Raw genomic sequence first — 14,285 nt, 5'->3', positions numbered from 1 at the left:
AGCACCATTCGATAATGTCCGGGTGAAAATAGCCCGGTTCGGGGATTCCGGATTCCGGATTTGACTCTTTTCGGGCTGGAACAAATAATGAACATTCAGCTTCTGAATGATCATGCACCCCTCGTCCGCCCTGTCACAGGACCCGTTCCCCGAGGTCGCCGCGTCCCTTGAGGAGGCGTGCGCTCCCGCGCCCCGCGACGTGGCCGCGAGCCTGCTGTTCGCCCTGTCGCGACGCCGCGAAGGCGACGACCGGCCGGTGCTGATGACCGCGCCGCGGGCGTGGTTCGTGGAGTATGGGCGGCCCTACGGCCCGGGGCTGGGCGGCCTGCCCCTGATCCTCGCGCCGGTCGCCAACCTGGCCGAGGCTCTATGGGCGCTGGAGCAAGGCCTGCGTTCGGGGGCGGTGTCGCTGGGACTGGGGGCGGTCGAGGGGGCGACGCTGACCCAGACGCGCCGACTCGATTTCGCGGCCAGACAGGGCGAGGCGACCGGGCTGGTCCTGTCGCGCGGTCTGGAGGGATTGAGCGCGGCCCGGCGGCGCTGGCGGATAGCGACGCAGCCCAGCGCCATCGATCCGGAAGACGAGCGGGCGCCGGGGCGGTCGCGTCTTCTCGCCGAACTGACGCGCGGGCGGGGCGAACGGCCCGGCGCCTGGATGCTGGAGCAGGATGATGAGACGCATCGTCTCCGTCTGGCTGATCGACTGGCCGATCTCGGTCCGCCGTCGATCGCTGGAACGGGCGCGCCGTCCGGCCTCGCCGCCTGAGCCCGTCCACGATCCCCGCAACCCCTTCGCCCTGATCCTCAAGAACAGTCAGGGCGCGGCGGTGATCCACGCCCTGAATCCGGCCGCCCGGGCCGCCGGCCTCCGGCGCGGCCAGACCCAGGCCGACGCCCTGGCCATGATCCCGCAGCTGATCTCTCAGCCGGCCGATCCCGACGCCGACGTCCGGGCCCTGAAAGCGCTGGCGCATTGGGCAGAGCGCTGGTCGCCGTCGGTCAGCGCCGATCCGTCCGGCGAAGGGCTGGGGGGCCTGTTCCTCGATGTCACCGGCGCGGCCCACCTGTTCGGCGGCGAGGCGGCGTTGGCGCGCCAGATTCGCGAACGGCTGGCCGAGGCGGGGATTCCCGCAGGCGTGGCCATGGCCCCCACGCCCGGCGCGGCTTGGGCCCTGGCGCGCTGGGGCGAGGGCGATGCGCCGGTCGCCACGGACGACACGGTCCGCGACCGGCTGGCCCCCCTGCCGGTGGAGGCGTTGCGGATCGAGGCGGGCACGCTGGCGCAGGCCCGGCGTTTCGGCCTGAAGCGGATCGGCGATCTGTATCCGATGCCGCGGGCTGGTCTGGCCCGGCGGTTCCGGGCGAACGGCGGCGTCGATCTGGTCCGGCGGCTGGACCAGGCGTTGGGCTATACGGGTGAAGCTCTCGTTCCGGTGCGTCCGCCGGCCCGCTATCGGGCGTGGCAGGCCTGGGCCGAGCCGGTCGGCGATCTGGAGGGGGTGGAGGCGCGGCTCCCCGAACTGGCCTCCGATCTCGCCAAACCCCTGGAGCGCGACGGGCAGGGGGCGCGGGCCCTGACCTTGACCGGCTTCCGCTCGGACGGACGGACGACCGCCCTGTCGGTCCGCATGGGCCGGCCGGGCCGGGACGCGGACATCTGGCTGCGCCTGTTCCGCGAGGCCGGACTGGGCCGGCTGGAACTGGGCTTCGGCCTCGACGCCCTGATGCTGACCGCCGACGCGGTCGAGCCGATGGTCGCCCGGCAGGCGGCGCTGGAGGCCGGGGCGGAGACCCGGCAGGCCGAAAGCCTGGCCGCGCTGGTCGACCGGCTGTCGGCACGGCTGGGCGAGACGCATGTGCTGACGCCCGAGCCGGTGGACAGCTGGATCCCCGAACGGGCCGAGCGGCTGCGTCCCGCGCTTGGCCGCCGCATCGCGGCCGCTTCGGGCGACGCCGCCCGCCGCCCGATCCTGCTGCTGGACCCGCCCGAACCGATCCGCGATCCGCTGTTTGACCTGCCGGACGGAGCGCCGGCCCGCTTCACCTGGCGACGGGCGCCACGGCGGGTGGTCCGCGCCGAGGGGCCCGAGCGCCTGGCGCCGGAATGGTGGCGGACGGCCAAGGCCCGCACCCGCGACTATTACTGCCTCGAGGATGCGGACGGCGGCCGCTACTGGGTGTTCCGCGAAGGCCTCTACGGCCGCGACTACACCGGCGACCCGGACCGGGCGGCCGAGGAACGGGCCCCGACCTGGTGGATGCACGGGGTGCTCCCGTGAGCGGCTGGAACGGCGAGTACGTCGAGCTCGGCGTCAGGACCAATTTCAGCTTCCTGGAAGGAGCGTCGCACCCCGGCGAGCTGATGGTTCAGGCGAAGGCGCTGGGGCTGGCCGCCGTCGGCGTGGCCGACCGCAACACCCTGGCGGGCATGGTGCGGGCCTTGATGGGGGCCGAGAAGGTCGACCTCCGGCTGGTGATCGGCGCGCGCCTGGGCTTCACCGACGGGACCGAGCTGATCGTCTTCCCCCGCGACCGTACCGCCTACGGCCGCCTGTGCCGCCTGCTGTCGCTGGGCAAGAGCGAGGCCGTGCCGCAGCCCGGCGCCGATCCCGACGGAGAGCGGATCGAAAAAGCCGAAACCCGGCTGAGCTTCGAACAGGCGGTCGGGCTGGGCGCGGGGATGATCGCCCTCGCGCCCGCGCCGGACCGCCCGGACGCCGCCTTCGAGACACGGCTGGCGGCGTGGCGGGCGGCGTGGCCCGACGACCTCTATCTGGCCGCCTCGCCCCTGTGGCGCGGCGACGACCGGCGGCGGCTGACTCGGCTGGCGGCCATGGCTCGCCGGACCGGCGCCCCGATGATCGCCACCAACGCCGTGCTCTACCACCACCCCGACCGGCGCAGGCTGCAGGACGTGCTGACCTGCATCCGCGAGGGGACCACCATCGACAAGGCGGGCCGCCGGCTGCAGGCCAACGCCGAACGTTCCCTGAAGTCGCCGGTCCAGATGGCGCGGATGTTTCGCGGCCACGAAGCGGCGCTGGCGCGGACCGTGGAGGTGGCGCGGGCCTGCACCTTCTCGCTCAGGGAGCTGAGCTATCAGTACCCGGACGAACCGGTGCCGGAGGGCTGGACGGCCCAACGCCGGCTGATCCGCCTGACCTTCAAGGGCGCCAGGGAGCGTTGGCCCGAGGGTGTGCCGGAAAAGCTGCGCCGTTCGATCCGCTCGGAGCTGAAGCTGATCAAGCAGCTCAAGTACCCGAACTACTTCCTGACCGTGCACGACATCGTCGCCTGGGCCCGGCGGCAGGAGCATCCGATCCTCTGTCAGGGGCGCGGCTCGGCGGCCAATTCGGTGGTCTGCTACTGCCTCGGCGTCACCAATGTGAACCCGGCCGAGCAGGACGTTCTGATCGAGCGATTCATGTCCGCCGACCGCGACGAGCCGCCCGACATCGACGTCGACTTCGAGCACGAGCGGCGCGAGGAGGTGATGCAGTACGTCTATCGCCGCTACGGGCGCGACCGGGCGGCCATCGTCGCGACGGTCATCCACTACCGGCCCCGTTCGGCCATCCGCGACGTTGGCAAGGCGATGGGGCTGACCGAGGACGTCACGGCCCGTATGGCCGACACCGTCTGGGGCTCATGGGGCGAGGGGGTGAAGGACGAGCACGTCGACCGGACCGGCCTGAGCCGTGATGACGCACGCATGCGGCTGGCGCTGGAACTGACCGCCGAACTGATCAAATTCCCCCGCCACCTGAGCCAGCACGTCGGCGGTTATGTCCTGAGCCAGACGCCCCTGCTCGAGATCGTGCCCATCGGCAACGCGGCGATGCCGGACCGCACCTTCATCGAATGGGACAAGGACGACATCGACTGGCTCAGGCTGATGAAGGTCGACGTGCTGGCGCTGGGCATGCTGACGGCGCTGCGGCGCGGTTTCGACCTGATCTCTGAAAGCTACGGCAAGCGCTTCGAGCTGCACACGGTCCCGCAGGGCGACCCGCAGGTCTATCGGATGCTGCAGCGAGCCGACTCCCTGGGAGTCTTCCAGGTCGAGAGCCGGGCCCAGATGTCGATGCTGCCGCGGCTGAGGCCCGAGACCTTCTACGACCTGGTGGTCGAGGTGGCGATCGTGCGGCCGGGCCCGATCCAGGGCGGCATGGTCCATCCCTATCTGAAGCGCCGGGCCGAACGGCGCGCGGCTCAGGCGAAGAATCTGCCCTACCGGATCGACTATCCGAGTCCGTCGCCGGAACACGGCCCGGCCGACGAGTTGAAGCAGGTGCTGCACAAGACACTGGGCGTGCCGCTGTTCCAGGAGCAGGCGATGCGGATCGCCATGGATGCGGCGAAGTTCACCCCCGCCGAGGCCAACGGCCTGCGCCGCGCCATGGCCACCTTCCGGCATATGGGCACCATCCACGAGTACGAAGACATGTTCGTCGGACGGATGATCGAGCGCGGCTACCCGCCCGACTTCGCCCGCAGTTGTTTCGACCAGATCAAGGGGTTCGGCGAATACGGCTTTCCCGAAAGCCACGCCTGTTCATTCGCCCTGCTGGTCTACATCTCGGCGTGGATGAAGCATCACTATCCGGAGGTGTTCACGGCCGCGCTGCTGAACAGCCAGCCGATGGGCTTCTATGCGCCGGCGCAGCTGGTCCGGGACGCTCGCGAACACGACGTCGAGGTGCGGCATCCGGACGTCAACGCCAGCGACTGGGACGCGACCCTGGAGCCGTGCGGCGAGGACCAACCCTGCGCCCTGCGGCTGGGGCTGCGGTCGATCGGCGGGTTCCGCAAGGAGTGGGCGGAGCGGATCATGGAGGTGCGCAAAGAGGGCGCCGTCGCCGATCTGGAAGACCTGCGGCTGCGGGCCCGGCTGCCGCCGGCGGCGTTGGACCGGTTGGCCGAGGCGGACGCCTATGGCTCGCTCGACCTGACCCGCCGGCAGGGGCTGTGGGCGGCCAAAGGCGCCCCGCCGGCCTCATCGGCCCCGCTGTTCGAGGCCATGGGGCTGGACGAGGCCGACGGCCGTCCGCCCGAGGCCCTGCCGAAGCTTTCGGCGTCCGAGGAGGTGGTCGGAGACTACCAGACCATCCGGTTGTCGCTGAAGGGGCACCCGGTCGCCTTCCTCCGGGAACGGCTGGAGCAGGCCGGCGTGGTGACGGCGAAGGGGTATGACGGCCTGCCGGACGGCCGCCGGGTGCAGGTCGGCGGGGTGGTGCTGGTGAGGCAGCGGCCCGGCACGGCCAAGGGCGTCTGCTTCATGACCATCGAGGACGAGACCGGGATCGCCAATCTGGTGCTGTGGGAGACGGTGTTCGAGCGGTTCCGGCCGACGGCGATGGGCGCGCGGATGGTGGTGGCGAAAGGACGGGTGCAGAGCGCCGAAGGGGTGACCCATCTGGTCGTCGAGGAGCTGGCCGACTGGACGCCGATGCTGGGAGACCTGACCCCGGACCGTGCTCCCGGCTCGGCGCATGAGCCGGCCCGGGGCCGGCACCCGCGCGACGTGCGGGTGCTGCCGGGGTCACGCGACTTTCACTGACCGCCGCGGTGGCGCCGCCATTTCCACAGCCGGTAGGCGACGATGGGCGCGAAGCCGCCGACCAGGGCCGCGAGCAGCACGGTCCAGAAGTCGCCGCCCAGTCCGTAGCGTCCGACGGCCGCCCCGATCGCGGCCGCCAGCCACGGGCCCAGCCAGGGCAGCCACGCCGGCGGTGCGGGCAGGGACGACTTCATGGCGATACCCGTTCCGGCCCCCCCGGGCCCCGCCTCAGGCATCGACCTTGATCACTCCGCGCCGGATCTGGTCCAGTTCGATGGAGTCGAACAGGGCCTGGAAATTGCCCTCGCCGAAGGCCTGGTTGCCCTTGCGCTGGATGATCTCGAAGAAGATCGGGCCGAAGGTGTCCTGGGTGAAGATCTGCAGCAGCAGGCCCTCCTCGTCCGAACCGTCGATCAGGATGCGGTTTTTCCTCATCCGCTCCACGTCCTCGCCGTGGTTGGGGAGGCGTTTGTCGATCAACTCGAAATAGGTCTCGATGGTGTCCTGGAAGGGGATGCCGCGGCGCTTCAGCTCCTCGACGGTCTCGAAGATGTCGTCGGTGGCCAGGGCGATGTGCTGGATGCCCTCGCCGTTGTAGCGGCGCAGGAATTCCTCGATCTGCGAGTTCTCGTCCTGGCTTTCGTTCAGGGGGATGCGGATGGCGCGGTCGGGGGCGATCATGGCCTGGGAGAACAGGCCGGTCGCCTTGCCCTTGATGTCGAAATACTTCTGCTCCTCGAAGGCGAAGACGTCGCCGTAGAAGCCGGACCAGGTGCGCATCTGGCCGCGCCGCACATTGTGGGTCAGGTGGTCGAGCATGAACAGGCCGACCGCGTTCTTGCGCTCGGCCTCCTCCCAGCCCTCGATCTCGTCCCAGCCGTCGTAGAGGGAGCCCTGCTCGCCGTACTGGTCGACGAGGTAGAGCAGCGAACCGCCGATGCCCTGCAGGATCCAGGGATAGCCGTTCCCCAAGGCGCCGCCGTCGGCGCCTTCGGCCGGACGGGCGCCGCGCGCCACGGCGCCGTCGAAGGCGGCCTTCGCGTCGGCGACCCGGAAGGCCATGCCGTTGGCCGAGGGGCCGTGCTCGCGGGCGAACTCGGCGGCCTGACCCCTGGGCGACAGGTCGACCAGCATGGTGATGTCGCCCTGCTTGAGGCGGACGACGCCGGTGGCCGGGTTCACATGGGTGCGGGTGAAGCCCATCAGCTCGAGCCGGGCGGCCATGGCCTCCGGCTCGGGGCCGGTGAACTCGACGAACTCGAAGCCGTCGACGCCGAGCGGGTTTTCCTTGTCCAGCCGGTCGGCGGGGGTTTGGGCGGCGTCGGTCATGGGGCGTCTCCTGAAAGGCTCTCGGCGTTCGGCCGTTGTTGCGGCGGAACCTAGTGGCCGGGGACGCCGAAGCCAAGGTTGGCGACGGTCACAGGACCGGGAGGCCGCGCCTATTCGCCGCCGTCGACCGTGCCCTGGGCGGCGTGGACCCGGGCGTGGCCGTGGTGGCGCAGGTGGCTCCCGTCGATCTCCTCGATCAGCTTCTTGCCCTTCTCCTTGCCGACGAACTGCAGGATGGCGTCGATCTTGGCCTCGACCCGGTCGTCGTTCTCCTTGGACGAGGGCGAGCCGACGTAGAGGAAATAGGCCAGGCCGACGACCTGCCAGAGCAGCTGCAGGAACTCGGACTGCCAGTTCTCGAAGGTGTCGCGGCCCATCTCGATCAGATACGGCGACAGCTGGGCGGCCTGGCCGTGCTCGCGCGCCTCGTCGACGAAGGCGAACCAGCCGAAGATCCAGTGCAGCAGGATCGAGACGGTGAAGAAGCCCAGGGTGATCCAGGCGTAGGCGTATTTCTTCAACATGACGGCGTTTCTCCCTTGATGGCGTCGGACAACGCCCGGGAGGCCGGTCAGGCTCCGTCGGCCCCGTGGATGGCGGCGTGAGCCGAAGCGGACGCGGGCGGCGTGGCGCCGCGTTCGAGCCGCATGACCAGGCGCTGGTCCTCGAACACCTCGACGCCGTCGCAGCTGTCGTGCTGCTGCAGCTGGCCGAAGGCGATGCGGGCGGCCTCGCCGTCGTGGCGGCAGTCGGCGAAATCCAGCGCGGGACGCCGGCCGCGCCGGTCGAAGAAGTGGAACTGGTAGATTCGCATGGCCCGACCCCTCCTCGCCGGGCACTCAAGACCCGTGTGGAGAACGCTGTCTGTTGGGCCCCCGACATAACGGCGATTGCGCACGCGTTTGTGAGGTTTGTCGGGGAACGCACAAGGGGGCGGGGCTCAGGTCCCTTTCCCGAGAAAGGGCGGCGTGACCCCTCATCCGTCCCGCTTGGCGGGCCACCTTCTCCCGCAGGGGGAGAAGGACCATATGCGGGCCTCACCGCGGAGACATCACATGGCCAAGACCCTTCACATCGACTTCGTCTCCGACGTGGTCTGCCCGTGGTGCGTGGTCGGGCTGGGCGGGCTGGAGCAGGCGCTGGAGACGCTGAAGGGCGAGGGGATCGAGGCGGAGGTGAGCTTCCGGCCGTTCGAGCTGAACCCCGACATGGCGCCCGAGGGCGAGAACATCGTCGAGCACATCGGCCGCAAATACGGCTCGACGCCGGAGCAGTCGGCGAAGAACCGCGCGATGATCCGCGAGCGGGCGGCGGAGGCCTGGCCCGACTTTTCGGACGGAAAGCCGTTCGAGATGCGGATGGGCGAGGACAGCCGCATCTGGAACACCTTCGACGCCCACCGGCTGATCCACTGGGCGGGCGAGGCGGGGCAGGAGACGCAGGCGGCGATGAAGAAGGCGCTGTTCCGGGTGCATTTCACCGAGGGCCGCAACCTGACCGACGCCGGGGTGCTGACGGCGGCGGCCGAGAGCGTCGGCCTGGACCGGGCCGAGGCGGGCGAGGTGCTGACCTCGGGGCGCTATGTGGAGGCGGTGCGGGCCGAGCAGGCGCTGTGGCGGTCGCGGGGGATCAATGCGGTGCCGGCGGTGGTGGTGGAGGGGAAATGGCTGATCTCGGGCGGGCAGCCGGCGGGGGTGTTTGAGGAGGCGTTGCGGGGAATGGCGAGGGAGGGGTGAGGCCTCTTCCGGTCAGCCGTGATTGACTGGCTCCGTCGTTGGCCCACGATGCCGCCCGGTCCTGAACTGAAGGATGCCCTCGAGTGCCGCCAGCCAAGCTTCCCCCGCGCCCGGTGATGGTCATCATCATCGGCGCCGGCTCAGCCGTTGGCTCCCACATCGCGGACAACCCGTGGCAGATGTCGGTTGTTGTCGGCGTCGCGGCCGCTGCTCTGTCCTGGGTGGTGCTTCGAAGGATGAGCAGCGAGCGCTGACCCTTCTCCCCTTGAGGGAGAAGATGGGCCGGAGGCCCGGATGAGGGGGCTGTTTCGGCGTCCCTGCTGCGGGACGGTCGGCGGCTTGTCGTAGGCATGGGTGTCTCACCCCTCATCCGCCCCCTGACGGGGCGCCTTCTCCCTCAAGGGAAAAGGAACCGGATGTGGCGGTCGCGGGGGATCAATGCGGCGCCGGCGGTGGTGGTGGAGGGGAAGTGGCTGGTCTCGGGCGGGCAGCCGGCGGAGGTGTTTGAGGAGGCGTTGCGGGGATGGCGGGGGAGGGTGAGGCGTGACGCGAGCGGGATTGACGCGTACAACTCCGTGATGTGCCGTGACTCTGGCAACGTCTAAATATACGGGCCGCTATGACCGAAGAGATCGTCGAGTTTTCCAATGAAGAGGAAACTCCGCCGCCCACCGTTGATGTCGCATCGTTCAGCGATGCCGTGCTCTGGGGGACCGACTGGACCGTCGAGACTATTGTGGCCCAGCTCCGACGGCAAAATATTGAAATAAATCCTAGATTCCAACGTCGAGATGCGTGGACACGGTCGGCGAAAAGCAAATTTGTCGAATCAATTATACTTGGTCTGCCGATCCCTCAGGTGGTTCTGGCTGAGCTTCCCGACCAGAGGGGAAAGTATATAATACTGGACGGCAAGCAAAGATTATTATCTTTGCTGCAGTTTAGCGGTTTAGGTGAGGGACCGAACAACGGTTTTTCGTTGTCAGGCCTAGAGGTGCGTACGGATCTTGCCAGAAAGCGCTTTCGTCACTTGGAGCGAGACGTCGATCTTCAAAATGATCTGAACGCCTTTTTGACTCACACGATACGAGCGGTGGTGATCCGGAACTGGCCTTCCCTCGATTTTCTGCACATTGTTTTCCAGCGGTTGAACACAGGGAGTTTGAAGCTGTCCCCGCAGGAGCTTCGGCAGGCATTAGCGCCGGGCTCGTTCACCTATTTCGCCGACGATTCCACGGTCGGCGCGGAACCCGTTCACCGATTGCTAGGGCGCTCAGGCCCTGACCCTCGCATGCGAGATGTTGAGCTTCTTGTGCGGTTCATCGCCTTCCGGCTTAGGCTGGAATTTTATACGGGCCGGATGAAGGACTTTCTCGACACTACGTGTGTCGATCTCAACCGGAGCTGGGATGCCCAGCGTGAGATAGTTGAGCGGGAGACTGCGCAGTTCATTCTTGCCATCGAGGCCTTAGAAGCTGTGCTCGGTGAGCGATTGGCGCGGAAGCGCCACTCAAGACTCTTCAACCGATCGATTTTCGATGTGCTGTCTTACTACGCCGCCGTACCGGATGTGCGAGACGCGATGCTGGCTCAGCCTGGGCGTGTGATTCAGGCGTACGAAGCTGTGGTCGCGGACGAGGTGTTTCAAGCTGCGATTGAGAGCGATACCGCCGGGATACCTCACACGTCTGACCGTTTGCGTGTTTGGGGTGAAGCTTTGCAGCAGCACCTCAATATCCAAATCGCGATCCCTACGCTTAGGGAACGGGACAACGGTGAACTGAGATTTGTGAGATAGCGGATGGCGTCGTTACGCTATCGAAAAATGCGATCGCAAGTAGGGCAACTTTCCCGGTCGCTTCTACCCAAGAATCTCAAGAAGGATATTCTCGATCTGCCGACGCGAGTGAGCCTTCGGGCGCTCTCGTTTAGAATATTGTCTCATGCAGAGATCGAGTCCTACTTGGAAGAGCGCGCAGTCGAGGTTGCAAAGGCTGCGGATGTGGCGTGGAAAAAGAAGGGGCACGTCTCAAACGTAACTCTTTGCCTCCTAGCATTCGGTGAGGGCCAGCTTAAAAAACTTCCGAGTACTCTGAAGTGTCCGCCAAACAGAAAACAAAGTGATTGGTCGGATTTGATAACTCCAGACAAGCGTCTGTCCGACTCAATTACAAGATTTACATATCACGCAACCAATAAGAATCACGGAATACGTGAAGAGAATATAATCTATATTTTGTTGCCGATCGGGATAAGGCCGGATCAAATAGACGAGTCCTTACTGGCCGACTTGAATGATCTGTCCACAAAGCGAGGTGAGTCGGCTCATGGTGGTTCATTCGGTCAACTGACGAAGGGCGTAAATCCGCGAGACGAACATGCTCAAGTCATGCGCATTCTAGAGAGCCTTAAAGTAATCGACGGCGCGTTAGATGGGGTGCTGTCCGCTGCTACGGGTTCTCGCTAACCTTCACACCTCCACCTTCACCTCCACCACGCCGCCCCCTGCCCGAAACTTCGCCGACATCTCCGCCATCCCGGCCTCCGCTTCGGCCAGGCTCCCGCCCGCATCGTTCTGCGCCTGCGCATCCCTGCGGATGTCCTGGCTGATCTTCATCGAGCAGAATTTCGGGCCGCACATGCTGCAGAAGTGGGCCGTCTTGTGGGCCTCCTTGGGCAGGGTGGCGTCGTGGTATTTGCGGGCCGTCTCGGGGTCGAGGCCGAGGTTGAACTGGTCTTCCCAGCGGAACTCGAAGCGGGCGCGGCTGAGGGCGTCGTCGTGGGCGCGGGCGGCCGGGTGGCCCTTGGCGAGGTCGGCGGCGTGGGCGGCGATCTTGTAGGTGATGACGCCGTCCTTGACGTCCTGGCGGTCGGGAAGGCCGAGGTGCTCCTTGGGCGTGACGTAGCAGAGCATGGCGGTGCCGAACCAGCCGATCATGGCCGCGCCGATGGCGCTGGTGATGTGGTCGTAGCCGGGGGCGATGTCGGTGGTCAGGGGGCCAAGCGTGTAGAAGGGCGCCTCGTGGCAGTGCTTCAGCTGCTCATCCATGTTGGCCTTGATCTTGTGCATCGGCACGTGGCCGGGGCCCTCGATCATGACCTGGCAGCCGTGGTCCCAGGCGATTTTGGTCAGCTCGCCGAGGGTGCGCAGCTCGGCGAACTGGGCCTCGTCGTTGGCGTCGGCGATGGAGCCGGGACGCAGGCCGTCGCCGAGGGAGAAGGAGACATCGTAGGCGCGCATGATCTCGCAGATGTCGGCGAAATGCTCGTAAAGGAAGGACTCCTTGTGGTGGGACAGGCACCACTTGGCCATGATCGAGCCGCCGCGTGAGACGATGCCGGTGACGCGGTTGGCGGTGAGGGGCACGAACGGCAGGCGGACGCCGGCGTGGATGGTGAAATAGTCGACGCCCTGCTCGGCCTGTTCGATCAGGGTGTCGCGATAGACCTCCCAGGTCAGGTCCTCGGCGACGCCGTTGACCTTCTCCAGCGCCTGGTAGATGGGCACGGTGCCGATGGGGACGCTGGAGTTGCGGATGATCCAGTCGCGGATGTTGTGGATGTTGCGGCCGGTCGACAGGTCCATGACGTTGTCGGCGCCCCAGCGGGTGGCCCAGACCAGCTTGTCGACCTCGTCGTCGACGCTGGAGAGGACGGCCGAGTTGCCGATGTTGGCGTTGATCTTCACCAGGAAGTTGCGGCCGATGATCATCGGCTCGACCTCGGGGTGGTTGATGTTGTGCGGGATTATGGCGCGGCCGCGGGCGATCTCCTGACGCACGAACTCGGGGGTGACGAAGTCGGGGATCGAGGCGCCGAAGTCCTCGCCGTCGCGGATGCAGGGGGCGGTCTGTTCGCGGCGCAGGTTCTCGCGGATGGCGACGTATTCCATCTCGGGGGTGATGATGCCGGCCCTGGCGTATTCGTACTGGGTGACCGGGCGGCCGGGGACGCCCTTGAACACCTTGTGGTTGGAGACGTCGAAGCGGGGGGCGAGGTGTTTGCCGCTGGCGTGGCCGTTGTCCTCGGGCTTGACCTCGCGCGGCTCAGCCACCGGGGCGATGTCGCCGCGGTCGAGCTGCCAGCTGGATTTGACCAGCGGCAGGCCGCGCTTGATGTCGATGGTCACCGTCGGGTCGGTGTAGGGGCCGGAGGAGTCGTAGATGGTCACCGGCGGCTCGTTGGCGCTGGGGTGGACGGCGACCTCGCGGAAGGGGACGCGGATGTCGGGATAGAGCTCGCCGGCGACATAGACCTTGCGGCTGCCGGCGCGTTCGCCGGTCGGGATGGCGCCGGTCTCGCGCATCACCTGATCGCGGGCGTCCTTGAGCGCCAGATCGACGCCCGAGTCATGGGGGGGCTCTTCGGGGAGCGACGGGGGGGTGACGGCGATGTTCATGGCGGCCTCTCTTTGGAGGTCCGCCGACGTCGGGCGAGAGGGTCCTGTGGCGTGGACCCGAAGCGTTTCCCATCCCTTCGCCGGCATGACCCGGATCAGGTTCGACGGGTCAGGGGATCACCCCAATCTCAGCCGCTCAGGCGCGACCCCCCGGAGAACGGGCGCACCCTAGTCCCGGGGGGCGTTGGCTGTCGAGCGGGGCCGTCGTAGTTAGTGGCGGGGAGGCGGGCATGGACACACGGTATGACGCGGAAGCGCTGAGGCTGGCGCGGCAGGCGAGCGCGCCCGGAGAGGGTGTGTTGTGGGCGGGGCGGCCGGGGCGGCGGTGGGTCCCGGGCTGGGAGGTGCTCCATCCGGCGGCGCTGCTGGCGGTGATCGTCGGGACGCTCTCGTGGCACGCGTGGCAGGACAGGGCGAATCTGGCGGATCGGTGGTGGTTCTTCGCGCTGATGGGGCTGATCCCGGGGGCGCCGCTGGGGCTGTTGCTCTGGCTCCAGGGACGGCGGGATCGGGAGGTCTATGCCGTCACCGACCAGCGGGTGCTGATCCTCCATCCCGGCGGGATGGTCCGGCACGCCGTCGGCCTGGAGCGGGCCGGCGAGTTCCGGCTGGTGGGCCGCAGCCTGTGGCTGGGGGGCGAGGAGGCGGCCGTCAAGCGGGGCAAGACAGACCTCGACGGCGGGCTGGCCCGGTTCGACGCCCTGCCGAAGCTGGAGCGGCTGGGGGACGCAGAGCGGGTGATGGCAATCATCAAGGCCGCGGCCCCGAAGGCCGCCGGCGCGACCTAGGCCGGAGCGCGGGTTCCGGCGAGACGGGTCTTGTGGGTCGTCGGGCTGAGCAGGATGACGAGGGCGAGCAGCAGCAGGACCGGGACGGCCAGCGCCGCCAGCAGGGCCAGGACCCAGAAGAACCGGCCCGTGGCCTCGGCCAGCGCGAGCAGACCGACCGCCGCCGCGGCGCAGATGGCCGCGCCGCCGAGGGTGACGGCGACCATCGTCAGCCGGTTGCCGAGAGCGCCCGGCGCGAACTTGTGGCAGCTGGGGCAGCGCACGATGGCCATGGCGGACTCCGTCTGCTGGCGCTCGAGCTCGATCTCGGCCGCGTGGACGGCGGCGGCCTCCCCGCCGGGGACGACCTCGCGGTCCGTCTCGAGGATCCGGTCGTATTCGTAGAGGGCGGCGCAGCGGGGGCAGCTCACCCGCTCCACCACGGTCCGCGAGAATTTCGTCCTTGCGCCGGTCATCGTCCACTCCCCTTCGTG

13 protein-coding genes and 1 riboswitch are annotated in these 14,285 nt (G+C 67.7%); of the genes, 7 read left to right on the top strand and 6 right to left on the bottom strand.

The annotated features are described in order from the left end of the window. The first annotated feature begins 106 nt into the window (after nt 1-106). The 3 genes from ACSQ1L_RS07155 to ACSQ1L_RS07145 are packed head-to-tail and all read left to right on the top strand — an operon-like array spanning nt 107 to nt 5,560. Nucleotides 107-766, top strand: coding sequence for an ImuA family protein (locus ACSQ1L_RS07155; protein WP_435993392.1), 660 nt, complete (start codon nt 107-109; stop codon nt 764-766). Next, nucleotides 672-2,279, top strand: coding sequence for a Y-family DNA polymerase (locus tag ACSQ1L_RS07150; RefSeq protein ID WP_435993390.1), 1,608 nt, complete (start codon nt 672-674; stop codon nt 2,277-2,279). Before ACSQ1L_RS07155 ends, ACSQ1L_RS07150 begins: the two co-directional genes overlap by 95 nt. Then, on the top strand, nt 2,276-5,560 hold the full coding sequence (locus tag ACSQ1L_RS07145; protein ID WP_435993388.1) for an error-prone DNA polymerase: 3,285 nt from the start codon (nt 2,276-2,278) through the stop codon (nt 5,558-5,560). The genes ACSQ1L_RS07150 and ACSQ1L_RS07145 overlap by 4 nt, the downstream gene beginning before the upstream one ends. On the opposite strand, the gene ACSQ1L_RS07140 is transcribed toward ACSQ1L_RS07145, so the two are convergent. From ACSQ1L_RS07140 to ACSQ1L_RS07125, 4 genes are all read right to left on the bottom strand, one after another. Then, nucleotides 5,554-5,754 carry a hypothetical protein gene (locus ACSQ1L_RS07140; RefSeq protein WP_435993386.1) on the bottom strand — a complete coding sequence of 67 codons (201 nt, stop codon included), beginning with the start codon at nt 5,752-5,754 and terminating at the stop codon, nt 5,554-5,556. The two genes, ACSQ1L_RS07145 and ACSQ1L_RS07140, sit on opposite strands and share 7 nt — an antisense overlap. Nucleotides 5,755-5,788: 34 nt before the next feature. After that, entirely contained in the window at nt 5,789-6,889 is a 1,101-nt protein-coding gene (gene hppD / locus ACSQ1L_RS07135) for a 4-hydroxyphenylpyruvate dioxygenase (RefSeq protein WP_435993384.1), read from the bottom strand. Nucleotides 6,890-6,999: 110 nt separating this feature from the next. After that, nucleotides 7,000-7,413, bottom strand: a complete 414-nt coding sequence (locus tag ACSQ1L_RS07130) for a DUF6766 family protein (protein WP_435993382.1) — start codon at nt 7,411-7,413, stop codon at nt 7,000-7,002. A gap of 47 nt (nt 7,414-7,460) precedes the next feature. Continuing rightward, a complete protein-coding gene (locus tag ACSQ1L_RS07125; RefSeq protein WP_435993380.1) occupies nt 7,461-7,703 on the bottom strand; it encodes a hypothetical protein in 243 nt (80 codons plus the stop codon). Nucleotides 7,704-7,944: 241 nt separating this feature from the next. On the opposite strand from ACSQ1L_RS07125, the gene ACSQ1L_RS07120 reads away from it, so the two are divergent. The 3 genes from ACSQ1L_RS07120 (at nt 7,945) to ACSQ1L_RS07110 (ending at nt 10,423) form a co-directional block, all read left to right on the top strand. Then, entirely contained in the window at nt 7,945-8,625 is a 681-nt protein-coding gene (locus tag ACSQ1L_RS07120) for a DsbA family oxidoreductase (protein WP_435993378.1), read from the top strand. A 116-nt stretch (nt 8,626-8,741) separates the two neighbouring features. Then, on the top strand, nt 8,742-8,879 hold the full coding sequence (locus tag ACSQ1L_RS07115; RefSeq protein WP_435993376.1) for a hypothetical protein: 138 nt from the start codon (nt 8,742-8,744) through the stop codon (nt 8,877-8,879). A gap of 365 nt (nt 8,880-9,244) precedes the next feature. Next, entirely contained in the window at nt 9,245-10,423 is a 1,179-nt protein-coding gene (locus tag ACSQ1L_RS07110; protein WP_435993374.1) for a DUF262 domain-containing protein, read from the top strand. A 672-nt stretch (nt 10,424-11,095) separates the two neighbouring features. On the opposite strand, the gene thiC is transcribed toward ACSQ1L_RS07110, so the two are convergent. Then, nucleotides 11,096-12,931, bottom strand: a complete 1,836-nt coding sequence (gene thiC, locus ACSQ1L_RS07105; RefSeq protein ID WP_435993665.1) for a phosphomethylpyrimidine synthase ThiC — start codon at nt 12,929-12,931, stop codon at nt 11,096-11,098. Nucleotides 12,932-13,078: 147 nt separating this feature from the next. Continuing rightward, nucleotides 13,079-13,187, bottom strand: a riboswitch (TPP riboswitch). 67 nt (nt 13,188-13,254) lie between these two features. On the opposite strand from thiC, the gene ACSQ1L_RS07100 reads away from it, so the two are divergent. Continuing rightward, entirely contained in the window at nt 13,255-13,812 is a 558-nt protein-coding gene (locus ACSQ1L_RS07100; protein WP_435993372.1) for a hypothetical protein, read from the top strand. Here ACSQ1L_RS07100 and ACSQ1L_RS07095 read toward each other — a convergent pair. Beyond that, the gene (locus ACSQ1L_RS07095) at nt 13,809-14,267 is read right to left on the bottom strand and encodes a hypothetical protein (protein ID WP_435993370.1); all 459 of its coding nucleotides are present in this window, start codon (nt 14,265-14,267) and stop codon (nt 13,809-13,811) included. The genes ACSQ1L_RS07100 and ACSQ1L_RS07095 overlap by 4 nt on opposite strands. Between the last annotated feature and the right edge of the window lie 18 nt (nt 14,268-14,285).

This window comes from Brevundimonas sp. LjRoot202, assembly GCF_964253355.1.
Classification (GTDB): Bacteria; Pseudomonadota; Alphaproteobacteria; order Caulobacterales; family Caulobacteraceae; genus Brevundimonas.
Note: the sequence above shows the minus strand (reverse complement) of the source record. Positions and strands in the feature narration are given on the sequence as shown.